At 71.9% G+C, this 18450-nt stretch carries 14 protein-coding genes; 11 read left to right on the forward strand and 3 right to left on the reverse strand.

Annotation, left to right across the window (positions count from 1 at the left end; all coding sequences use genetic code 11):
- Nucleotides 1-89: 89 nt before the first annotated feature.
- Complete coding sequence (locus ABZ386_RS17450) at nt 90-1772, reverse strand: NAD-dependent malic enzyme (protein WP_356669207.1); 1683 nt, start codon at nt 1770-1772, stop codon at nt 90-92.
- A gap of 164 nt (nt 1773-1936) precedes the next feature.
- Here ABZ386_RS17450 and ABZ386_RS17455 point away from each other — a divergent pair, with 164 nt between their 5' ends.
- The 7 genes from ABZ386_RS17455 to ABZ386_RS17485 all read left to right on the forward strand — a co-directional run bounded on the left by ABZ386_RS17455 (nt 1937) and on the right by ABZ386_RS17485 (nt 13600).
- Nucleotides 1937-2782: an SDR family oxidoreductase gene (locus tag ABZ386_RS17455; protein WP_351339144.1), complete on the forward strand. Its 846-nt coding sequence runs from the start codon at nt 1937-1939 to the stop codon at nt 2780-2782.
- A 56-nt stretch (nt 2783-2838) separates the two neighbouring features.
- On the forward strand, nt 2839-4203 hold the full coding sequence (locus ABZ386_RS17460) for a mannose-6-phosphate isomerase (RefSeq protein ID WP_358965020.1): 1365 nt from the start codon (nt 2839-2841) through the stop codon (nt 4201-4203).
- 991 nt (nt 4204-5194) lie between these two features.
- Complete coding sequence (locus ABZ386_RS17465; protein WP_356502761.1) at nt 5195-6442, forward strand: hypothetical protein; 1248 nt, start codon at nt 5195-5197, stop codon at nt 6440-6442.
- A gap of 43 nt (nt 6443-6485) precedes the next feature.
- A complete protein-coding gene (locus ABZ386_RS17470; RefSeq protein WP_351339134.1) occupies nt 6486-7754 on the forward strand; it encodes a toll/interleukin-1 receptor domain-containing protein in 1269 nt (422 codons plus the stop codon).
- An 8-nt stretch (nt 7755-7762) separates the two neighbouring features.
- A complete protein-coding gene (locus ABZ386_RS17475; protein ID WP_351339131.1) occupies nt 7763-8686 on the forward strand; it encodes a MoxR family ATPase in 924 nt (307 codons plus the stop codon).
- Nucleotides 8687-8690: 4 nt separating this feature from the next.
- Complete coding sequence (locus tag ABZ386_RS17480; protein ID WP_355715437.1) at nt 8691-9653, forward strand: hypothetical protein; 963 nt, start codon at nt 8691-8693, stop codon at nt 9651-9653.
- Nucleotides 9650-13600 (forward strand): hypothetical protein, encoded by a 3951-nt coding sequence (locus ABZ386_RS17485; protein WP_358965021.1) that lies wholly within the window; start codon nt 9650-9652, stop codon nt 13598-13600. The genes ABZ386_RS17480 and ABZ386_RS17485 overlap by 4 nt, the downstream gene beginning before the upstream one ends.
- 27 nt (nt 13601-13627) lie before the next feature.
- On the opposite strand, the gene ABZ386_RS17490 is transcribed toward ABZ386_RS17485, so the two are convergent.
- Nucleotides 13628-14074: a DUF2809 domain-containing protein gene (locus ABZ386_RS17490; protein WP_351339123.1), complete on the reverse strand. Its 447-nt coding sequence runs from the start codon at nt 14072-14074 to the stop codon at nt 13628-13630.
- 397 nt (nt 14075-14471) lie between these two features.
- On the opposite strand from ABZ386_RS17490, the gene ABZ386_RS17495 reads away from it, so the two are divergent.
- From ABZ386_RS17495 to ABZ386_RS17510, 4 genes are all read left to right on the forward strand, one after another.
- Nucleotides 14472-14675 (forward strand): cold-shock protein, encoded by a 204-nt coding sequence (locus tag ABZ386_RS17495; protein WP_070024256.1) that lies wholly within the window; start codon nt 14472-14474, stop codon nt 14673-14675.
- A 142-nt stretch (nt 14676-14817) separates the two neighbouring features.
- The gene (locus ABZ386_RS17500; RefSeq protein ID WP_358965022.1) at nt 14818-16338 is read left to right on the forward strand and encodes a DEAD/DEAH box helicase; all 1521 of its coding nucleotides are present in this window, start codon (nt 14818-14820) and stop codon (nt 16336-16338) included.
- Between the two features lie 141 nt (nt 16339-16479).
- Nucleotides 16480-16680 carry a hypothetical protein gene (locus tag ABZ386_RS17505; protein ID WP_351339892.1) on the forward strand — a complete coding sequence of 67 codons (201 nt, stop codon included), beginning with the start codon at nt 16480-16482 and terminating at the stop codon, nt 16678-16680.
- 516 nt (nt 16681-17196) lie between these two features.
- Nucleotides 17197-17547: a MerR family transcriptional regulator gene (locus ABZ386_RS17510; protein ID WP_114254296.1), complete on the forward strand. Its 351-nt coding sequence runs from the start codon at nt 17197-17199 to the stop codon at nt 17545-17547.
- Between the two features lie 39 nt (nt 17548-17586).
- On the opposite strand, the gene ABZ386_RS17515 is transcribed toward ABZ386_RS17510, so the two are convergent.
- Nucleotides 17587-18402 carry an ABC transporter permease gene (locus ABZ386_RS17515; protein WP_358965023.1) on the reverse strand — a complete coding sequence of 272 codons (816 nt, stop codon included), beginning with the start codon at nt 18400-18402 and terminating at the stop codon, nt 17587-17589.
- Between the last annotated feature and the right edge of the window lie 48 nt (nt 18403-18450).

Consider the following 18450-nt stretch of genomic DNA (forward strand, 5'->3'; position numbering starts at 1 on the left):
TATGTCTCTTTTGGCGGCGATACGCGCGCATTATTACATAAGTCGCATGCGTCCGCCTGTCGCCGCCGCACTCCGGGCCGGGCCGCCCGTCAGTCGTACTCGGGCTGCCACATGGCGTCCTGGACCTGCTGGATCACGTCGTCGAGGCGGGCCCGGGCGACGCCCTCCTCGGCGGCGCGGCGGGCGACGGCCGCGGCGACCACGGCCGAGGAGGCGCGCAGGTTCTCCACCTCCGGCAGCAGGGCGGCGCCGGGCCCCGACAGGTCGGCGAGGCCGGCAACGGCTTCCGCCGCGGCCTGGAGCATGCCGTCGGTGACCCGCTCGGCGCCCGCCACCACGGCGCCCAGCCCCAGCCCGGGGTAGACGAGGGCGTTGTTGGCCTGGCCGATGACGTACGTCGTGCCGTCCAGCTCCACCGGAGGCACCGGGATGCCGGTGGCGACCAGGGCCTTGCCGCCGGTCCACCGCAGTACGTCCTCTGGCATGGCCTCGATCTTCTCCGTGGGGTTGGACAGCGGCAGCACGACCGGCCGGTCCACGTGGCCGGCCATCGCGCGGACCACGTCCTCGGTGAAGGCCCCGTGCCGGGTGGAGGTCCCCACCAGTACGGTCGGGTGGACGTGCTCCACCACGCCCGGCAGGTCGGCCGGCCTGTCGTCGGGCCACTCGTCGTCGGGGCGCGCGTACGGCTGCTGGTAGTCGCGCAGTCCCTCGGTGGACTGGCGCAGCAGGCCCTGGCGGTCCAGGCACCAGATGCGGCGGGTGGCCTCCTCGCGGTCCAGGCCGTCGCGGACCATGGCGTCGCGCAGCTGGTCGGCGATGCCCACGCCCGCCGTCCCGGCGCCGAAGACCACGATCCGCTGGTCCCGCATGGGCGTGCCGGTGACCCGTGCGGCGTTCATGACGCAGGCCAGGGTGATCGCGCCGGTGCCCTGCATGTCGTCGTTGAAGGTGCACAGCTTCTCGCCGTACTGCTGGAGGATGCGGCGGCCGTTGCCGGGGCCGAAGTCCTCCCAGTGCAGCAGCGCGTGCGGGAACAGCTCGCCCACCGCCTCCACGAAGGCGGCGACGAACGAGTCGTACGCCTCGCCGCGCACCCGGCTGTGCCGGTTGCCGACGTAGAGCGGGTCGTTGAGCAGCGCCTGGTTGTCGGTGCCGACGTCGAGCATCACCGGAACGGCCCGCCCCGGGTGGAGGCCCGCCGCGGCGGTGTAGACCGCCAGCTTGCCGACCGAGAGCTGCATGCCGCCGACGCCCCAGTCGCCGATGCCGAGGAGCTGCTCGGCATCGGTGGCGACCAGCAGGTCGACGTCGTCGGGGCCCAGGCCCAGCGCCTGGAACGCCGGGCGGATGTCCTGGGGGCGGTCGACGGACAGGTAGACACCGCGCGGCCGCCGGTACTCGTGGCTGTAGTGCTTGACCGCCTCACCCACGGTCGGGTCGTACACGATCGGCAGCAGTTCGGTGAGGTGGTCGGTGAGCAGCCGGAAGTAGAGGACCTCGTTGCGGTCGTGGAGCTGCTCCAGGTAGACGTTCTTCGCCAGGTCGTCGGGCTGCGCCCGCAGTTGCTCCCAGGCGCGGCGGGCCTGGAGTTCCAGGGAGAGCACCGCGGGCGGCAGCGCGCCGACCAGGCCGTGGCGCTCCCGCTCCTCCTGGGTGAAGGCGACGCCCTTGTTGGTCAGCGGGTCCGTGAGCAGCACGCGACCGCGCGGTTCCGCACGGTCGGTGTGGCGTTTTCCCTGTTCCTGTGCGCGATTCCGGGGCGGGACCATCGGGTCTCCTTACGTCGGGCGCTTGCCGTCAGGACTCGTTTGTCCCTGGGCGCCCGGGTAACCCGCGACAGGGCAGGGGCACCGTCGCCCTCGCTTTTTGCCGCATTTTTTGAACGCATGAAAACCGCTTTTGCACGCAAGAAAACCGCGCGAGGTACTTCCCCATGCACAAGCCCGCACAGCAGCAGCACCCTCCCGGTACCGAGGCGGCCCTGCGGCCGCGGGCCGACCACGGTGAGCAGAGCTACCGCGGATCGGGCCGGCTGGCCGGGAAGGCGGCCGTGATCACCGGCGGCGACAGCGGCATCGGCAAGGCCGTCGCGATCGCCTACGCCCGGGAGGGCGCCGATGTCGTCCTGTCGTACCTGGAGGAGGAGGGCGACGACGCCCGTGACACGGCGCGCTGGGTGGAGGAGGCCGGCCGCAAGGCGGTGCTGGTGCCGGGCGACCTGTCCGATCCCGCGCACTGCCGGGAGGTGGTGGCCCGGGCCGTCGAGGTGTTCGGCCGGATCGACGTCCTGGTGAGCAACGCGGCGTTCCAGATGTTCCGCGACTCGATCGAGGAGGTCCCCGACGAGGAGTGGGACCACACCCTGGCGACCAACCTCGGCGCCATGTTCCACCTCTGCAAGGCGGCGGTGCCGCACATGAAGCCGGGCGCGTCGATCATCGCGTCCAGTTCGGTGAACTCCGACTCGCCGCCGCCGGGGCTGCTGGCGTACAACGCGACGAAGGCGGGCCTGGCCAACATGGTCGGTTCGCTGTCCCAGTCGCTCGCCGAGCGGGGCATCCGGGTCAACAGCGTCGCCCCCGGACCCATCTGGACGCCGCTGATCCCCGCCACGATGCCGCCCGAGCAGGTCGAGGACTTCGGTGGCGACCAGTCGCCGCTGGGCCGGGCCGGACAGCCCGCCGAAGTCGCCCCGGTGTACGTCATGCTCGCCTCGGACGAGGCCGCGTACGTCTCGGGCGCGCGCATCGCCGTCACCGGCGGCCAGCCCATCCTCTGACATCCCGCCCTCTGACATCCCGCCCTCTGACTCGTCGTCAGGAATCAGGAGTGAGCGTGGACTGGTATCCCTTGCGGCTGACCACCCCGGTCAAGCAGCACGTCTTCGGCGGCCGGGTCCTCGCCGGACGGCTGGGCCGTACCGGCCTGCCCGACGGTCCGGTCGCCGAGACCTGGGAGGTCAGCGACGTGGACGGCGAGGGGGCACGCGTCGCGGACGGCTCGCTGGCCGGCCACACCCTGCGCCGACTGGTCGAGGAGCACCCCGACGAGCTCATGGGGCGCGGGTGGCGCGGCCCGCGCTTCCCGGTGCTGACCAAGTTCATCGACGGCACCGGGACCCTCCCGGTCCATCTGCACGCCGACGACGACACCGCACGCCGGCTGGAGGGCGAGCCCCACGGCAAGACCGAGGCGTGGCACGTCCTCGACGCGGCCCCGGGAGCCACCGCGCTGGTGGGCACGAAACCCGGTGTGGACCGGGACACGCTGCACCGGGCCCTGCTCGCCCAGGACTTCGACGCGGTCCTGCGCCGGCTTCCGGTGCGGGCCGGGCAGACGGTCTACGTCCCCGGCGGCACCCTGCACAGTTTCGGCCCCGGCACCCTGGTCTACGAGATCGAGCAGACCTCCGACATCCAGCAGCACGCCATGCGCCGGCACATGGAGGACGGCTCGGAGCTGGACGACGAGGAGTGGCACGCCAACCTCGGGCGGCTCCTCGACGAGTGGCGTCCGGGCCCGCGCCCCGAGTTCCACTCCGGTCTGAGCGTCCGGGTCGACGACGGGGTGGAGCGCACCGTGCTGTGCGCGGGGCCGTACTTCGCCCTGGAGCGGTGGCGTGCGGGCACCTCGGCCCCGCTGGTGCACGACTTCTCCACCGCCCTGGTCGTCAGCAACGCCGGTGCCCCGGTCACCGTGGAGTCCGGCGGCCGGTCCGAGCGGCTGGGACGCGCCCGGACCCTGCTGCTGCCGGCCGCACTGGGCCGCGTACGGATCGAGGGGCCCGCCGACGTCCTCCTCGGCTACCTGCCCGACCTGGAACAGGACATCCGCACGCCGCTGCTCGCGGCCGGGCACGGAGCCGCCGCCGTGGCCGCGCTCGGCGAGGGCCTCTCCCCCGGCGACGGCGCCACGATCCCCTGGACCTTCGACGAGGACAGGGTCACACCGCGCAGTCCGCGAGTTCCCTCCACAGGCCGAGCCGGGGCGCCTCCGACTTGTAGGAGCTGCCGGGGCGGCCGTGTTCCGGATGCAGCTCCTTGTAGCGCGCCACCAGCGCCTCCGCCGCCCGGACCGTGCGGCCGGGCAGTTGGCGGTCGATCTCCCTGTCCCAGCGGAAGGCCGACTTGCCGTGCAGCGACATCAGCGGCATCCAGCGGCAGGCCTTCCAGCAGATCAGGTCCGGCGCGTACTCGATGAGGTGGCCGTGCCCCTGCCGGGACTTCCTCGGCATCGCGTCCAGCGCCGAACGCGCCGTCCGCCACGCCTCGACGGCACGCATCACGCCCACCGGGGTCATGCTGCCGTGGAAGACACTGCGGTAGACCGCGGAGGTGCGGTCGCTCCACAGGGTCTCCTGTCCCTCCGGCGTGGCGGCCAGGTTCGCCGCGGTCGGCAGCGGATCGTCCGACAGACACGCCAGGGCGGACGTCACCTCGGCCATGGAGAAACGCGATCCATGGGGCCCCGCGGTCATGCCCCGGCGGGGATCGAAGTCCCCCTTCTCCCAGTCGCCCTCCATCAGGCGGCGGATGTTCGGACAGCGGATCAAACGGTCCTGGGCGGTCGACCCGTTGCGGTAGCGGTCCTCGACGTCGTAGGCATGGCGGGCCCGGTCCCGCTCGGCGCCGCAGCGGATCTCCAGGCGGATGACGGCCCGCTGGAGGTGCTCGCGGGGCAGCCGGTCCCGCAGGTCGGCGATGACCCTCAATCGCTGGAGGCCGTCGATGCATTCGAGTCCGACGACGAACAGGGTGTCGGCGAACAGGCGCGGGCCGGGCTGGAGCTGGACCGCGTCCGCGCCCAGCACGATCTGGCCGACCGCGCCGAAGTCCTCGGGCCGCTCCTCCAGCATCCGCGCCAGCTCCACATTGGCGCCGGTGTCCCCGAGACAACCGCGCTTGGCCGACAGCCGGCGCGGAGCGTCGACGGACGCGGCGAGCATGTCGAGGTCGGCCGCGGTGACATCGACGGCCCAGCCGCGGGTGAGCTGGGCGACTTGCAGGGGGCGAAGGCTGAAAGCGGGGTCGGCCGCGAGCAGGCGTTCGACGGATGAGTAGGTGCTGTTCACGCATGCTCAACGGATGAGATTGCAGAGCGTGACGGTCCCGGGCCGACCTCTTGCGGTGTTCGCGGGTCCGGTCCCGGTCATCTCCGATACCGTCACCCTCCGCGCCACAGAGGGGGGAACGTGCGGACTTCGGTGCGGATTTGGGTGGCCGTCGGGGTGAGCCTCGCCTTGTCGGCCTGGACCGCGGCGGCCGTGCTGAGCGGAGCACCGGTCTTCGTCGTCTCGCTGCCGGTCGTCGGGGTGATCTGGCTGCTGGTGCTCCTGGACTGCGGCTACCTGCTCGGCCGGCGGTGGGCGCACCGTCGCCGGCGCCGGGCCACCCGGCCGCGGCGTGAGGCATGGGCCCCCGCACCGGGGATACGCCGGCCGATCGACTACCCGAACATCCTGCCGCGGCCGGCGGGCGACACCCCGGTGGACCAGCAGGGGCGGTACCGCGCGACCGGCATCCGGCTCGCCGTGCTGCCCGCGCTCGCGGTGATGTGCCTGACCGCGCAGACGGTGTTCCTGGAGCACGGCGGCGATCTGGGCCTCGGTTTCGTCCTCGCCGAGTGCCTGCTCCTCGTCTCCATGGTGTGGACGGTCTGGACCAGTCAGGAGCCGTCGCAGCCCTGGGTCACCAGCCGGATCAGGGCCGAACTCTTCCGCCGCGAGATGTTCCTCCTCCTGGCGGCCGTCGGTCCCTACCTGGGGCGCACCGATGAGGAAGCCGGGCAGGTCCGCGACGCCCGGCTGAGCCGGCTCGCCGCCGCCGGCCCCGCCGAACTCGGCACGTTCGCCCGGCTCTCCGACCGGGGCCCGGACGGCACGGAGAGCCCCTGGCAGGACACGGTCTGGCTGCAGAGGGACAACGGCCTGCCCGACACCACCGCCGAGACCACCGAGCGGATGCGGACCTATCTCGACTACCGCGTCAAACGGCAGGTCCTCTTCTTCGAGCTGGCTGCCGGTACCTGCGAACGCACCGAGGACAGGCTCGGCAGGACGGCCAAGGCCGCGGTCCTGGCGGCGGTCGCCGTCGCCGTGGCGTACGCCGTTCTCCTCCACTCGGGCCGGACCGGCGACGATCCGTCGACGACCTCGGCGGTCATCGCCCTGCTCGCCGCGGGCCTGCCGCCCCTGTGCAACATGGCCCTGGCGGTGCAGAACCTGTTCGCCTCGCAGCGCCTGGCGGCCTCCTACCGCGAGACCCGCCAGGAACTGCTGGAGCACGAGCACACCCTGCGCGGTCTGCTGGCCGGGCCCGCCGACGCCGAACGCGCCGACCGGTTCCGGTCGCTGGTCGTCCGCGTCGAGTCGACGCTCACCGAGGAACTCCGCCGCTGGCGCATCATCGTCGCCAAGTCCGAGTTCGACGCCGGTTTGTGAGACTTGCCCGCACCACGGCTGACGATGGATCACAATCGGCTGCGTGGGGGACGTGTTCATCAGTCACAGTGCGCGGGGCGACGCGTTCGCCATGGCCGTACTCCAGAAGATCGAGGAAGGCCTCCGCGGCAAGTCCCACACCCCGCTCGTGGACCAGTCGGGCATCGAACCGGGCGACGAGTGGCGTCCCGAACTCGTCGACTGGCTCGCCCGCTGCGACGCGGCCGTCGTCCTGCTCAACGAGGCCGCCCTGCGGTCCCACTGGGTACGGCGCGAGGTCAACATCCTCATGTGGCGCAGGGCGCTCGGCGCGCCCCTGCTCGTGGTGCCCGTGCTGCTGGACGGCCTGACGACCGGAGCCGTCAAGCACGCGGGCCTGGAGGAACTCCGGCCGATCCAGTTCGCGCGCACCGCGCGGGACGCCGAGCCGGACGCCAGGAGCCTCGCCGACAAGGTTCTGGGACGTTTCGCCGAACTCCCCCGGGCGGCCACGGGCCGGGACCCGATGAGTGTCTGGCTCAGTCGGCTGGCCCTGTACCTGTCCGAAGCCCGGACAGAGCCGGGCGTGCTGGCCGAGGCCGCGAGGGAGCTCAAGGTCGAGCCGGAGTTCCGCGCGCATGTCACCGGCCGGCACGGCGGTTGCCTCTTCCTGGCCCATCAGTTCCTCGTGGCCCCTCCCGAGCGGATGGAGAAGGCACTCGACGTCCTCGCTCCGTCCCTCCAGGATCAGACCATCCGCCGGCTGACCAGCGCGCTGAACGCCACCTGGGTCGACGAGGAGGCCGCGCGCGGTGCCCTGCCCGCCCCGGGCCGACAGCCGCACGAGATGACCCTCCTGCTCAACGCCTTCTCGAACAGCACGGCCGAGCAGTACATACGCCGGGCCACGTGCAACGCCAGCCACGGCTTCGAGACGAAGACGATCGGAAGCCTGCCCATGGGCGAGGACCGGGTCGGGGAACGGATCCGCACCTGGGAGGACGCGGTCTGGAAGGAGTTCTTCGACGCCGACTCCCCGGAGGAGCGGATGCTCCCGAACGACCTCGGCTCCCGGACCCACTACCTCGTCATCAACGAACTGCGCCCACCCGACGCCGAATTCGCCGAGGCCGTCAACCTCCTCCACCGTGCGTTCTCCTGGCTGATCATCCTGGTGACCACGGGCACCGCGCCCCCGGACGACAAGGTCAGGAGCGCCTTCAAGAACGCGGTGCTGCTGGAGCCCCTGCTCACCGCGGAGGACGAGAAGACGGCAGCGCTCCGCAGCAAGCGCCTCAGACAACTGCCCGACCGTCTCGCCGGCCTCTGCTAGGAGCCTTCATGTCCCGATTCGTCCCCCATGGCCCGGACTCGCGGGACGGCAGGATCTACGTCCTGTCGCAGGAGCTCCAGCTCGCGATCGACGTCGCCCTGGCCACCGACCGGCCGCTGCTGCTGAGCGGGGACCCGGGATCGGGCAAGTCCTCCCTGGCCCCGTTCTACGCCCGCGAGAAGCACCTGCGGTACTACGAACACGTCGTCACGTCCCGGACCCAGGCGACGGACCTGCTGTGGACGTTCGACAGTGTGCGCAGGCTGGGAGACGCCCAGGCGCACCACGGCAGGCTGAACGACGGCGCCTACGTCGACCCCGGTGTCCTGTGGTGGTCGCTCGCCCCCGAGTCCGCCCGCACCCGCGGGGGCCTGCTCCGGGACGTCCATCACCATGATCCCCTGAACCGGTTCCAGCACGAGCACGGGACGCGGGGGGCCGTCGTCCTCATCGACGAGATCGACAAGGCCGACCCGGACGTCCCGAACAGCCTGCTCGTCCCGCTGGGCTCGCAGGAGTTCACCATCGCCGAGACCGGGACGACCGTCCGGCGCGAGCCGGATGTCCCCGCCCCGCTGATCGTCATCACCACCAACGGGGAGCGGCAGCTCCCGCAGGCGTTCCTGCGGCGCTGCGTCACGTACACCCTGCCCGGCCCCACCCCCGAGAACCTGGTGCGGATCGCACAGATGCATCTGGAACACGAGGGCGTGCCCTTCGACAACGAGATGGTCGATCTCGCCGTCGCCCTGGCCGATGAGCTCGTCCACGTGCGGGAGAACGAGCAGCTCGGCCGGGAGCGGCTGCCCAGTACCGCCGAGTATCTGGACGCCCTGCGCGCCTGCCGTGAGCTGAACGTCCGCCCCGGGTACCCGCAGTGGCCGCTGGTGCGGAGTCTGACGCTGGCCAAGTCGCCGCAGCAGGAGAGGTGACGCGGTGCGTGCGCAGATCTGGGTGAGCGATGTCGTCCGGGCCCTGGAGGTCGCCCGGACCGACGAGGAGCGGGCCCGAGTCCTGGAGATGCTGGGGTTCGTCCCCCCTGCCGTGCCGGACGCCGGGCAGGTCATGCCGTTCGCCGAACCCGAAGGACCCCGGGCTCCGGTCGAGGCCCCCCGCCGGGAACGGCGTCCGGAGCCCGCTCACGAGCCGCCGCCGGCCACCGCCGCGGAAGAGGAGACGCCGAACGCCGACGTGCCGGAGGAACTGCCGTTGCTCCCGCCGGTCCGCGTCGAGGCCGTGCCCACCCCCCGGGAACCGGTGCGGCCACTCGCCCGGCCGACGGCCCAACGCGTCCCGCTCCCACATCTGCCGCTGTTCGTCCCCGGCTGGACCAGCGCCATCCTCCGGGCCATGGTCTCCAGGCGGGTCCCCGAGGGCGCGGTGGACATCCCGGCGCTCATCGACACCCTCGCCCATGGGCGCCCGGTCCGCCGACTGCCCCGCCTCCCCCTGCCCACGATGCGGTACGGCGTCCAGGTACTGGTCGACCGAGGCCCCGGAATGCAGCCCTTCCGCCGCGACCAGAACGAACTCCTCGACCGTGTCCGCGCGGTGGTCGGACCCTCGCTGGTCGAGGTGGGCTATTTCTCCGGCACCCCCCAGCGAGGCACCGGGCCCGGCGCGCGCTGGACCCGCACCGCCTACGTTCCCCCCGAGTCCGGCAGGCCCGTCCTGCTGCTGTCGGACCTCGGCCTGGGCGGACCGCCCGACGACCCGCAGCGCGGCACCCGGCAGGAGTGGGAGCACTTCGTCGGTCTCGTCACCCGGGCCGGGTGCGGCGTCGTCGCGCTCTCCCCGTATCCCCCGCGGCGCTGGCCCCGGTGGATGACGGGCCTGCTGCCCCTGGTCAGCTGGGACCGCACGACCACCGCGAGCCGGGCCACGGTGAGGCTTCCGTGACCGGACCACCGGGGGAGCTGCCGCCCCCGCCGCCGGCCGGTGCGATCGAACTCGCCACCGTGCTGAGCATCGCGACCCGCATGGAACCCGAACTGATCCGCGCGGTCAGGCTCCGGCTCCTGCCCCACCTGGACGTCGGCGCCGAGGCCGATCTCTGGTTCAGCGACTGGGTGGGCGCCCGCACGCCGGAGGCCATCGCGCTGATCCCGGAATGCCTGCCCTACCTGCGGGCGGGCCTCGTGGACAGGCTGCAGGGCGAGCCGCGCCTCCGGGAGGTCATGGACATCGTCACCGAGTTCCACCGCGGCCTGTCGCCCGCGCTGCTCCTCGAGGAACAGATCACGTGGGACAGCCTCAGCGGTGACACCGACAGCGCGACCCAGCACCTCAACAGCGCCCTGCACGCGCTGGTGCGGGAGAACCGGTCCGGCCTGGCCGGCTGGTTCGCGGAGGCATCGCGACGGCTGCCCTCGGAGGCCCTGTCGACGGCCACCGCGTGGAGCCTCGCCAACGCGGCCCGCCCGCACGTTCCGTCCCTCGACCCGGGCGCGCCGCCCGAACTCACCCTGGCCACCGTGTCGTCCATCGCCTCGGCCCTCGGCGAGGCCCCGCTGGGCGTCCTGCGCGCGGGCGAGGCGCTGCTGCTGGGGAAGGTCAGGGGCACGGACGCGGCGGCCGTGCTCGTCCCCGACACCTCTCCCCGGGTCGTCGAGGTCACCGCGGGCACCACCGTCCGTACGGTGCGGGTCGACGCGGCCGAGGTCGTCCGCGTCGACGTGGGGACCGGCCCCGTCAGTCTGCGCACCGGCGCGGGTCACGTCTACGTCATCGACGCACCCGTACCGTCCGCGCCGCAACCGGACGTGACCCCCTACGAGGAACTGGCCCGCCTGATCGGACCCGAGGCGGACCCCGAGCTGGTGCCCCGGCTGACGCGGGCGATCAGAGACCTGCTCGACGAGTTCCGCCGGACCGACGACACCGTGGTGCTCCGCCAGGCACTCACCCTCGCGCAGCGCGCCCTGGATGCCGGGTACGAACCACAGGACTTCCCCGGACTCGGCTGCGAGGCGGCGGAGACGCTGTACCTCCACGGTCTTCACCTCGGCTCGCGAAGGTCACTCGAACGGACCGTCCACGTCGTCCAGGACCTCACCGGCGGTCCGGACCTGGAGCTGAGCATGCGAGCCGGCACCCTCATGGGGGCCGCCCAGCGCCAGATCTTCTGCCACACGGGGGATGTCTCCCAGCTGTACCGGTCCGTGGACACCCTCGAGACCTGGGTGAACCGGCTGCTCGGCGGCTCCGTCCCCATCGGGCGGCTCGTCGCGGAACTCCTCGACACCTACGTGCTCCTCCATGAGATCCAGCCGCGCCGGGGCTCGCTGCGCCAGGCTCTGGATCTCGCGAGCTCGGCGTTCGAGTCGTTCGCGTCACCCGCCGACCGGGAGGCCGCGGCGCTGCCGCTCGCCCGGGCCCTCGTCGCCCGGTACGAGGCGGAAGGGGGTCCGGCCGTCCTCGACCAGGCCGAGCACTGGGCGGAGGCCGTCGCACCCCGCCAGGAACCGCGGTCCGTGCAGGCCGAACGGGCGGCTGTGCTCGCGTCGGTGCAGATGGCCCGGTTCTGGCGGGACGGCTCGCAGGAAGCTCTCGAGGCAGCACTGACGCAGTGCCGTTCGGCGGTGAGGATCTGCCCCGGAAACGACAAGCTGCTCCGCGCCCGGCTGCGACACGCTCTGAGTGACGTGCTGCGGACGCGCGCCGCCGTGCTGTCCGCGCACGCGGATCTCGACGAGGCGGTCGATCTCGCCGAACGGGCGGCCAGGTCCCTGCCGAGCAGGTCCGTCTGGAGGCTGGCGGCGCTCATCAGTCTGAACCGGTGCCTGCTCGACAGCTTCCGCCGGACCGGGGCCGTGTCCGCCCTCGACCGGGCCGTCGACGCCTCCCGGGACATCGTCTTCCACTCCCGGCACGAGCCGGACCTGCCCTACCAGCACGCGGCACTGGTGCAGCAAGGCGAATGCCTGGTCCTGAGATACAAGGCGACCGGGGACAGCGCCGCACTGGGCCAGGCCGTCGAAAGCCTCAGAGCGACCAGGGGGCTCGCTTTCGCACAGGACGACGGCCGGAGCGTCGCCTGCGCCGACGCCCTGCTCGAACTGCATACCCTCGACCCCTCGTCGGCGGAGGTCGCGAGCGCCCTGGAGGAGCTGCACTCGCTGCTGGTCCACGACGAACTCGACCCCCGGTTCACGGATCCCGAGTCGGTGCCCATCGTTCTGGCCCAGGCCGCGTTCGTCTCCCTCCGGCCGAACCCGTCGCACGCCTCCCTCCGCCGTGCGGCCGAGAGGGCGCGCGACATCGCCGTCAGCCGGGACGCCCCGCCGATGCAACGCCTCCGGGCCGGACTCGTCTGGGGAAACCTGTCGGTACGCCACAACCGTTCCGAGGACGTCGTACTGAGCTACGAGACCGTCGCCGCTCTGATGCCTCTGATGCTGCTGACGTCCGGCCGGGAGCACGCGGACCTCGTCCGGAGCTGGGAGGAGTTGAGCCGGGGGGCCGCCGCCCACGCGATCGAGGCGGGGGCTCCGGAACGCGCACTGGAGTTTCTGGAACAGCGCAACGTCCTCCTGGCAGCCTGGCGTCAGGGCATCCACGCCGGGGTGGACCGGCTGTGGGAATCCGCGCCGGAACTCTTCGCGGAACTGCGCTGGTGGTGGGCGTTCCTCCATCTCTCCCCCCGGTCGCCCGCAGCGCGGATCCACCGGCTACAGGGTCCGGCTCCGGCCCGCCTGGAGCAGCTCGTCGGAGCGGTGCGCACCCTTCCCGGTTTCGCGGACTTCCTCGCCCCCGTGCCCGTCGAACGGCTGGTGGCCGCCGCGAGCGAAGGCCCCGTCGTCGTCCTCAACGCCGCCGCCCACCGCTGCGACGCCCTGCTCGTGACGCGCCAGGGCGTGTCGGTGCTCCCGCTGACCGGGGTGAGCCTCGTCCACCTGTCGGACAACTCGGTCAGATACCGGCTCGCGATGGGCTACGACCATCCGGCGGCGCGGGAAAACCAGGCGTGGGCCGTGCTCGACTGGCTGCGAGAACGAGTGGTGGGACCGGTCCTCACCGCACTCGGGACGGCCGCTCCCTCCGACCCCGGCAGGGCGTACCCCGCCGCAACGGATGTCCGGGTGCGCCCCACGGTCCCGTCCGACGCCCTGCCCCGTGTGTGGTGGTGCCCCACCGACCCGTTCACGGTCCTGCCCCTGCACCTGGCGGGAGATCGGCACGACAACGCCATGGATTACGCGGTCCATTCCTACACCTCGAGCCTTCAGGCGCTCACGGCCGCGCGCCACCACGAGAGGCACACGGCTCGCGGACCCATCCAGCCGATGCTGCTGGTCCTCGCGGACGACGACCTGCCGTACGGGCAGCGGGAGATCGAAGCGATCCGCCGGCGCGTCCCGCACGCCCGGGTCCTGCACGGCGAGCGGGCCACGGGCGCGACCGTGGCGGCGCAGCTCGGCGATCACCCCTGCTTCCACTTCGTCGGCCGTGCGGGTCTCCACCAGGGCGTCCTGCAGCTGCGGTTCGGCGCCGACGGCACACACGAACAGCAGTACCCACTCCGTCCCGTCGTCGACGGAGCACTGGCCTACCTCTCGGTCCGCGAGACGGAAGGCAGCGACCTGGTCCTCGAGAGCGACGCATGGGCCTTGGCGACGCGCTTCCAGGCCGCCGGTTTCGACCATGTGATCCAGCTGCCGGTGTGGGGCGCGGACGGCTCCGCCGAGGACCTCGCCCGCGCCGTGTACGACCGACTGCTGGGCCCGGACGGACGACTTCACCCGGAGCGCTCGGCCCACGCCCTCCACCAGGTCGTACGGAAGGCCATCACCGAATCATCCGAACACGCGCTCGCCTGTGCCGCGGTGGTGCATCTTGGGCCTTGAGGAAGAGGAGTTCGCAGCGGAAGCCGGTCATGGCACGAACTCCTTCGGGGTGCCGGCGTTCTCCGGGGCAGTCGGCCTCACCAAGGTGTGGATGAGCCAGCCCGTCGCCGCGCCGACCGTGTACCAGAGCAGGTCGGGCGCGTTGAAGGTGGAACCGAGTACGAGGCGGGCGAGGGTGCTGCGCGCGGAGAGTTCCGCCGGTACCGGGCTGAGCTGGAGGAACTCGACGGCCCAGCTGGCTGCCAGCGCGCTGCCGGCGGCCGCCAGGGGCGTCACCCGTGGGGCTGCCAGCACGACGAGGGTGAGCAGCAGGACGGTGTACAGCGCGTCCCCGCCGTACTTGGCCACGTCCCCCGCCGCGACGGTCCTGAGCCCCAGCCCCGCGCCGACCGTCACCACCGCCGCCCCGGCCGCCGCCAGACGGGTCCGTGCCGGGCCGGGGGCGCCGTCGCGGGTTTCGGCGATGCGGGTCATCAGGTCATGGTGCCGTACCGATGTGACCTACATCGCGACAGGGGGCTTCCGACGCGTCCGGCGCCGGGCCGTCCGGTGACGGCGGCGGCCGTGGCGCATCCGACGTCGAGGGAGGTCACAGGGCTGCGGGCGGGACTGCCCGGCGGGAAAACCGCGCCCGCGCGGGGCAATATCTGTGCTCGCGAAATGAGAAATAGAGTCGGGGCACGCCGAGTATTCCCCGGCAGCGGGTCCGATCGAAATTCAGGGACCGCACACGGCCGATCGCACCGTGCTACTGTCGATCTCAGTTGCAGGTGTGGTTGCCAGAAGGTTCATTTCCGACGGGTTAATCATCACGGCGACACGGAATTCACACAGGGTGAGTTCCTGGCACCGTCTCCGAAGGAGAAACAAAATGGCTACTGGCACCGTGAAGTGGTTCAACGCGGAAAAGGGCTTCGGCTTCATCGAGCAGGACGGCGGCGGCGCCGACGTCTTCGCCCACTACTCGAACATCGCCACCTCCGGCTTCCGTGAGCTGCTGGAAGGCCAGAAGGTGTCCTTCGACATCGCGCAGGGCCAGAAGGGCCCGACGGCCGAGAACATCGTCCCCGCCTGACAACGGCGCTGACGCATACTTCGCAGCTGGGGCCCGCACCGCTGGGTGCGGGCCCCAGCTCGCTGCTTTTCAGGGAGTTTCTCTGCGCCGCTCATCTGCTGCGGGAATTCCTTGCCACGAGCCCCATCAAGGAAGGTCCCGCATGACGCGCGCCCGCACATCCCGCACCCCCCGCACATACGACCGCTTCGCCGGAAGCTCCGGCACCCAACGCTCCGGCGCCCAACGCTCGGGCGGCACCCGTTCCGGCAGTCCCCGCCGCTCCGCGGGCTACGGAAATCGACCGGCCGGACGGGCCGTCCAGGGCGAGTTCGCGCCCCCGAAGACGATCACGCCCGCGCTGCCCGCCGTCGAGTCGTTCGCCGATCTCGACATGCCCGCGGCGCTGCTGGCCACGCTCGGCCACGAAGGCGTGAGCGTGCCGTTCCCGATCCAGGCGGCGACCCTGCCGAACTCCCTGGCCGGCCGTGACGTCCTCGGCCGCGGCCGCACCGGGTCGGGCAAGACCCTGGCCTTCGGGCTCGCCACGCTGGCCCGCACGGCGGGTCGGCGGGCCGAGCCGCGGCAGCCGCTCGCCCTCGTCCTCGTCCCCACCCGCGAGCTCGCCCAGCAGGTCACGGACGCGCTCACGCCGTACGCCCGCTCCCTGAGCCTGCGGCTGGCCACCGTCGTCGGCGGGATGTCCCTCGGCAGGCAGGCCGCCGCGCTGCGCGGCGGGGCCGAGGTGGTCGTCGCGACGCCCGGGCGGCTCAAGGACCTCATCGACCGCGGCGACTGCCGGCTGGACGACGTCGCCGTCACCGTCCTCGACGAGGCCGACCAGATGGCCGACATGGGCTTCATGCCGCAGGTCACCGCCCTGCTCGACCAGGTGCGTCCGGACGGGCAGCGGATGCTGTTCTCGGCCACCCTGGACCGCAACGTCGACCGGCTGGTGCGGACCTACCTGCACGATCCCGTCGTCCACTCGGTCGACCCCTCCGCCGGCGCGGTCACCACGATGGAGCACCACGTCCTGCATGTGCACGACGCGGACAAGCACCGCACGACCACCGAGATCGCGGCGCGGGACGGCCGGGTGATCATGTTCCTCGACACCAAGCACGCGGTGGACCGGCTGACCAAGCACCTGCTGAACAGCGGAGTCCGCGCCGCGGCCCTGCACGGCGGCAAGTCCCAGCCGCAGCGCACACGGACCCTGGCCCAGTTCAAGACCGGGCACGTGACGGTCCTGGTGGCGACCAACGTCGCGGCCCGCGGGATCCACGTCGACAACCTCGACCTGGTCGTCAACGTGGACCCGCCCAGCGACCACAAGGACTACCTGCACCGCGGCGGCCGTACGGCACGCGCCGGCGAGTCCGGCAGCGTCGTCACCCTGGTGACCCCCGACCAGCGTCGCGGTATGACCCGGCTGATGGCTTCGGCGGGCATCACCCCGCAGGTCGCCCAGGTGCGGTCCGGCGAGGCGGAGCTGAGCCGCATCACCGGCGCCCAGGCCCCCTCCGGCATCCCGGTCGTCGTCACCGCACCGGTCGTGGAACGCCCCCGCGGCGCGTCCTCGTCCCGGCCGCGCCGGAATCGCCGCGGGCAGGGCCGTCCCGCCGGCGAGGCGGTCCGCTCCAGGTCCCCGCGGCGGACCGGCTTCGGCTCCGCCGCGTAGGGCCGCTGCGACCACCAGCCCACCCGTACGCGCCAGGAGGCACCCATGACGCCGGTTCAGACGCAGCACCCTGCGGGGCATCGCTCCCCCACGGCCGTGGCCTACGACGGGCACGGGCCCGGGCCCCGGATCCGTGACGACATGACGGTCGAGGTGGCGCTGTCCCTCATGGCCGGTGCCCGGGTCGATCACCTCGTCCTCTGCGACGGGGACGACCAGAGCACGGGCCTGGTCACGCTGGCCTGGCTGGCCGGTCTCCGGGACAGCCCGGCCTACACGGACCGGATCCGGCTGCGGGACGTCCTCGCCGGACCGCAGGGGGCCCTCGCCCCCGCCCGCTGATCCAACGGGCTTCACCCGTTGAGGACCCGATGAGGGCCCTGCCGACGCGCGTCGGCAGGGCCCTCATCGTCATGTCGCCGCCTTGGCGGCGAGGCGCGGATCCTGCGGCCCTCGAACACCAAAATCTACCTTTGCCAGAGTAGACATTGCGTCGAACCACGGTTAGCATTTTTCTCGTCTACAAGGTCAAGTGAGACCCGCACACACGGACCGGCGGGTAGCAGTACCTGAAGTTCGCAGGTCAGTAGTTGGTTCAGAGAGGAAGAACGGAGGAGCAGACGCCATCAGGATCGCCCGGCCCGGGAAGCCCTCGGTCCGGGTACCGCAAGACCCCGGATTGGATGGTGGTCCCCGGTCACGCAGCCGCGATCCCCGCACCCCTCCCGTCACCGGGCCGGGTAGCGGAAACAGAAGGTCGGCAGAGCATCACGGGCCGACAGATGGTGTTGAATTTCCTTCGGGGCCCTGGTGCCGTACGGCACCAGGGCCCCTCGACGCGTTGCACTACGAGGTGACATGGCAGCAGATACTCCGCTCAGCGATCGTCTGGACGACGACGACTACCCCGCTTACACCATGGGACGGGCCGCCGAGATGCTCGGCACCACCCCTGGTTTCCTCCGAGCCATCGGCGAGGCCCGGCTGATCACTCCGCTGCGCTCGGAGGGCGGACATCGTCGCTACTCCCGCTACCAGCTGCGGATCGCCGCGCGGGCCCGCGAGCTCGTCGACAGGGGAACCCCGATCGAGGCCGCCTGCCGCATCGTCATCCTCGAGGACCAGCTCGAAGAGGCGCAGCGCATCAACGCCGAGTACCGCCGCGCCGCGCAGGAGGCGGCCGGGAACTCCGGTTCCGGGGCGAGCTGACCGGCCGCTCCCCGTGCCTGGCGTCCCTCGTCCTGGCCGCTACTTCGGGTCGGCGTTGAACTTCGAGGTCGACCAGAAGCAGCCGAGCACCGCGAGACCCAGGCACCAGGCCACGGCGAGCCATCCGTTGTGGCCGATCCCGGTGCCGAGCAGCAGGCCGCGCAGGGTCTCGATGGCCGGGGTGAACGGCTGGTACTCGGCGACCGGCCGGAACCAGCCCGGCATCGCGTCGAGCGGGACGAAGGCGCTGGACAGCAGCGGCAGGACCATCAGCGGCATGGCGTTGTTGCCGGCGGCCTCCGGGTTCGGGCTGGACAGGCCCATGCCGACCGCGATCCAGGTGAGCGCCAGGGAGACGAGCACCAGCAGCCCGAGCGCCGCCAGCCACTCCAGAGCCGTGGCGTCGACGGACCGGAAGCCGATGGCCACGGCGACGGCGCCGACGAGGACCACGCTCAGCACGCACTGCAGCACACTGCCGACGACGTGCCCGACGAGCACCGAGGGGCGGTGGATCGCCATCGTGCGGAAGCGGGCGATGATGCCCTCGGTCATGTCCATGGTGACGGAGACCGCGGTGCCGATCGTCGTGCCGCCGATGGTCATCAGCAGGATGCCCGGGACGAGATACGCGAGATACGCGGACCGGCCGCCGCCACTGCCCATCCCCGCGCTCATGGTGTCGCCGAAGATGTAGACGAACAGCAGCAACAGCATGACCGGCGTGAGCAGCAGGTTCAGGGTCATCGACGGGTAGCGCCGGGCGTGCAGGAGGTTGCGGCGCAGCATGGTGGAGGAGTCGCGCACCGCGAGGGAGATCCGGGCCGGGCGGGCGGGGGCGGTGGGTGTGCTCATCGGGCAGCCTCCGTCAGGGCGAAGAAGACGTCGTCGAGGTCGGGGGTG

It is taken from the genome of Streptomyces sp. NPDC006140 (assembly GCF_040628815.1).
Lineage (GTDB): Bacteria > Actinomycetota > Actinomycetes > Streptomycetales > Streptomycetaceae > Streptomyces.

Bases quoted from the DNA above. Each gene is read 5' to 3' on its own strand.
- ABZ386_RS17450 (WP_356669207.1), bottom strand. From the start codon at position 1,772: ATGGTCCCGCCCCGGAATCGCGCACAGGAACAGGGAAAACGCCACACC.
- ABZ386_RS17455 (WP_351339144.1), top strand. From the start codon at position 1,937: ATGCACAAGCCCGCACAGCAGCAGCACCCTCCCGGTACCGAGGCGGCC.
- ABZ386_RS17475 (WP_351339131.1), top strand. From the start codon at position 7,763: ATGTCCCGATTCGTCCCCCATGGCCCGGACTCGCGGGACGGCAGGATC.
- ABZ386_RS17490 (WP_351339123.1), bottom strand. From the start codon at position 14,074: ATGACCCGCATCGCCGAAACCCGCGACGGCGCCCCCGGCCCGGCACGG.
- ABZ386_RS17495 (WP_070024256.1), top strand. From the start codon at position 14,472: ATGGCTACTGGCACCGTGAAGTGGTTCAACGCGGAAAAGGGCTTCGGC.
- ABZ386_RS17500 (WP_358965022.1), top strand. From the start codon at position 14,818: ATGACGCGCGCCCGCACATCCCGCACCCCCCGCACATACGACCGCTTC.
- ABZ386_RS17505 (WP_351339892.1), top strand. From the start codon at position 16,480: ATGACGGTCGAGGTGGCGCTGTCCCTCATGGCCGGTGCCCGGGTCGAT.
- ABZ386_RS17510 (WP_114254296.1), top strand. From the start codon at position 17,197: ATGGCAGCAGATACTCCGCTCAGCGATCGTCTGGACGACGACGACTAC.
- ABZ386_RS17515 (WP_358965023.1), bottom strand. From the start codon at position 18,402: ATGAGCACACCCACCGCCCCCGCCCGCCCGGCCCGGATCTCCCTCGCG.